Annotated in this window: 2 protein-coding genes; both read right to left on the bottom strand. The window is 65.1% G+C overall.

Annotated features, from left to right (window positions below):
- Nucleotides 1-1,695, bottom strand: a 1,695-nt coding sequence (locus AO501_RS12850; protein WP_231752468.1) for a site-specific integrase, incomplete at its 3' end; no start/stop codon positions are given.
- Nucleotides 1,696-1,697: 2 nt separating this feature from the next.
- Nucleotides 1,698-2,921 (bottom strand): tyrosine-type recombinase/integrase, encoded by a 1,224-nt coding sequence (locus AO501_RS12845; RefSeq protein ID WP_156452517.1) that lies wholly within the window; start codon nt 2,919-2,921, stop codon nt 1,698-1,700.
- Between the last annotated feature and the right edge of the window lie 78 nt (nt 2,922-2,999).

Genomic DNA, 2,999 nt, shown 5'->3' with positions numbered 1-2,999 from the left:
GTTGGTGGCGCGGACGCGGCGGATGATGGTGCTGAGGACTTCGGCGAGTTCGGGACTGACCACTAGGAGCCGTTCAGCATCGATCTTCGACGGTGTGATTTGCAGAAGCGGCACGATTTCGCCGGTAGTGGGCAGCCGGTATTGAACCAGGCTGTGGTGTGAGAGCTCGGTGAGTTCTTCGATGCGGATGCCGGTCGCGCGCAACACCTCAATTGCGGCGTAGGTCCAAAAGGCCTGCTCTTCCTGCCTGGCCAGATCATGGCGAGCGCCGGTGCCCAGGTCTTGGGCCCAGATCTTGACCGCTGCCGCGCGGGGTGAGTCGATGCGCAGGAGGGCGCGGCCGGCTGCGGTGAAGGTCTGCCCGATTGGGGTGTTGCGAGCTGCGTCGAGTGTTTCGGCGGCGTCTTGGCGTCGCCGGTCGGCGGTGCGGCGCAGCGTGGGCAGCACCGGTAGTCGTTCACGGGTGCGGGCGTCCATGCGGGACTTGCGCTGCCGCTTGTCTTTTCGCCGGTTGATCTCTTCGCTGCCGACCGGACAAGGTGCCACCCAGGCGGCCCACCGGGCCGGGTCTTCCACGGCCCAGTGCGCGAGGTCGAGATAGAAGGCCCGGACCGGTGTGAGGCATTCGCGGTAGTTGATCCGCGGCACCTGGGCCTGGGTCGTGCTGCCGTCGGGTGCTCGGATCGTCTTGGGGACCGTACGAAGCCGCTGTTTCCATGCCTGGGCGACATCGGGCGGCAGGTGCAGGCTGTTGATGCCGGGGTGGTGGCGTTCCAGATCTGCCCAAAACAGGGCACCGAGGAAATTGGCGAGGCTGTTCACGCTGGTGTAGTCCAGAGCGGGTTGGCGTTCCTTGAGGTAGTCCACGAGCAGATCGCGGATTGGTCGGCACAGCAGCCCGTAGCGGTCGATCAGCTGCTCGGGGGTGCGTTGTCCGACCGTGCGCAACTCGCGCAGTGTGGCCGGCGCATCGGCGCCAAAGACACCCATGGTCCGCAGCACCCGGTAGAACAAATGCGTGGCGCCGGGGGCGGTTCTGAGCGTCGCAGCCTCAGCATCGAGGAGTTCAAGCATGTCGCCGATGGTGATGCCGGCGATGGCGCCCCCCTTGGCCGCCAGTATCAGTGACGCTCGGTAGGTGGTGCGGGTGGCCGCAGCCGACGACACGTCGGGTTCGGCGGAGCACAAAGACTGCATCTGCGCGAACGCTTTCGGGTCGCGGCATGTCGTCATGATGTTGGTCAGGGTCCCGCGCCGGAAATTTGCTGCAACAAGCCAATTCAGCGAGGGTCGAATGAGATCGGCGCCAAAGGCGGTAAACAACGCCCGGAAGAACCAGTCATGCATCCATGACTGGCCATGGCCACGGGCGGTCAGCCAGCCCACCGGGATGTGCCGCCAGCGCCGTCCATTGGCGTCCGCACCACTGGCCAGCCACCGGTCCTGCCAGGTGTCTCCCGGCTGGTCTAGCAGCCAGTCCAACATCCAGCCGACTGCGGCGTCGTAGGCGCCAGGGTGGCGGCGGTGACGTTTGGGCGGCGCGAACGGCGGCTGGGTCAACAACGATTCGATGCTCCGGCGGTCCTGCCGGGTCCGCGGCCAACCCGCGCCGGGCACGCGAGCAGGCGCGATCGTTGCCACTGGCGCATCGACCGCCACCGCTGCTGCACCGGCCGGCCGCCCGATGCTGGTCACCGTCAACGGAATTCACCGCCGAACAGCACCTGTAGCGTCTCAGGACGATAGCCAGGCGCCGGTAGTGGCGTCACTCGCTCGGCGGCCTTTCTCGTCTGCTGGGCGTGATGGGCCAAGATCCTGCGCACCACGTCCTGCTTGCGCGGTGTCAGATAGATCTGCGTGGTGGTCAGCAGTGCATGACCCAGTACGAACTGAACATCGGTCAACGGAAGGTCGGGGTCCTCGGCCATCCGATACGCCGCGGTATGCCGCAAGGCATGCAGTGTCGCGGCGCTCCCGACGGCCTGCCCGGCACGCTCGAACATCCGATGCGCCGCGTGATAGGTCAACGGCCGCATCGGAGTTCGGGAAGTCCACCACAGCGGCTGATGTCGGCCCTGCGGAGCACGGCCCTGCATCTCGACCTGATAAAGCCGCAACCACACGAAGGCATCCGAAGAAGCCGGCAGTTCCTGGATCACCCGAGAACCCTTGCGAGTCACCGCAATCACACCCCTGCCCGGGTCAACACCACCCTGGGTAGCTGAAAGCAACTCCGAGGCCCTTGCCCCGGTCGAAACATAGAACGCCACTAACGCCCGATCGCGATGCGACGGCAGCCGAGCGAAGATCTCGTTGAACTCCTCGTCGGGGATGCTACGAGGAATCCGCGACGGCACCGACGGGCGATATAAACCCTTGCGCTCGTTACGGTGTGGGTCCATCGGATTGTGATGCGCGTGGGCCCGGCGCCCCCGCCGCGCCCGGTCCAGCGGAAAAGGGTTGACTACGGGCCCGGTTCCGGTGTCCAGATGAAAGTTGTAGAAGGACCGCAACACCGTTTCGCTATGCGCACGCACCGACGCCGAGTAGGACTCCTTGCGCCGCTTGGTCTTCGGAACAACCGTCGGCCGTCGCCAGTGCGGACGAACTGGCTTACCCGCCACCAACATCCACCGCGAAAAATCGCGAGCCTCGACTCGAGTCGCCCGCTGCCACGGAACCTCGATCGCCCACAAAAACCGGAACCACCGCAACAGATCCATCCCGTAAGACCGGATCGTTGCCTCCGACCTCCCCGCGGCCTGCAAATCACGAAAGAACACCGACGCCGCATCCACGACGGCGCCGGTCGGGTCGACCAACCGGAACGGCAGCCACGAATCGTTGGTCTTCACCAACGAGCCGACCATCGGCACCCACACGACTGCCATGTCGCGCTCCTGCTCCCCATCGATAGACACGGGCCGAGACGCTAACCCACAACACCGAAAAAGAGTGTCTACCAGTGGTTAAGCGTGTCGTAGTTCAGTCAACGGGTA

Origin of the sequence: Mycobacterium gordonae, from assembly GCF_001417955.2 — a bacterium.
In the GTDB taxonomy this organism is placed as follows: Bacteria; Actinomycetota; Actinomycetes; order Mycobacteriales; family Mycobacteriaceae; genus Mycobacterium; species Mycobacterium gordonae_B.
The sequence above is the reverse complement of the archived record's forward strand: the minus strand, read 5'-3'. Positions and strand labels throughout refer to the sequence as shown.